The sequence below is a fragment of the Petroclostridium xylanilyticum genome (assembly GCF_002252565.1).
GTDB lineage: Bacteria > Bacillota > Clostridia > SK-Y3 > SK-Y3 > Petroclostridium > Petroclostridium xylanilyticum.
In genome coordinates, this window is record NZ_NPML01000037.1 from 1 (window position 1) to 868 (window position 868).

At 48.7% G+C, this 868-nt stretch carries 1 rRNA gene; it reads left to right on the forward strand.

Annotation, left to right across the window (positions count from 1 at the left end):
- Positions 1 to 868 (forward strand): 23S ribosomal RNA (locus tag CIB29_RS18305); the annotation flags it as partial.

The following is an 868-nucleotide window of genomic DNA, read 5'->3' on the forward strand; positions in this document are numbered from 1 at the left end:
ATACGACCCGAAACCGGGTGACCTACCCATGGACAGGATGAAGCGGGAGTAAAGTCTCGTGGAGGTCCGAACCCACCACTGTTGAAAAAGTGGGGGATGAGCTGTGGGTAGCGGAGAAATTCCAATCGAACTCGGAGATAGCTGGTTCTCCCCGAAATAGCTTTAGGGCTAGCCTCGGATTAATCTTATGGAGGTAAAGCACTGAATGGGCTAGGGGCCTTATCCGGTTACCGAACCCTATCAAACTCTGAATGCCATAGAGATGATGTCCGGGAGTCAGACTATGGGAGATAAGTTTCATAGTCAAAAGGGAAACAGCCCAGACCAACAGCTAAGGTCCCCAAATAGGTTTAAGTGGTAAAGGATGTGGAGTTGCTAAAACAACCAGGATGTTGGCTTAGAAGCAGCCATTCATTCAAAGAGTGCGTAATAGCTCACTGGTCGAGTGATTCTGCGCCGAAAATGTAACGGGGCTAAAACCTATACCGAAGCTTTGGATACGCAAGTATGGTAGGGGAGCTTTCTATGGTAGGCAGAAGCATGACCGAAAGGACATGTGGACGAGATAGAAGTGAGAATGCCGGAATGAGTAGCGAGAATTATGTGAGAATCATAATCGTCGAAAGCCTAAGGTTTCTTGAGGAAGGTTCGTCCGCTCAAGGTAAGTCGGGAGCTAAGGCGAGGCCGGAAGGCGTAGTCGATGCACATACGGTTGAAATTCCGTAACCACCGAAGCCGAAAAGTATGCAAGGGACGCAGGAAGATAGTCTGACCACACCGTTGGTAGAGTGTGGCGAAAGGGAGCGAAAACAAGTAGCGAAGCAGATGAATCTACACTGACAAGAAAAGCTTGCATATTGGTGAGGTG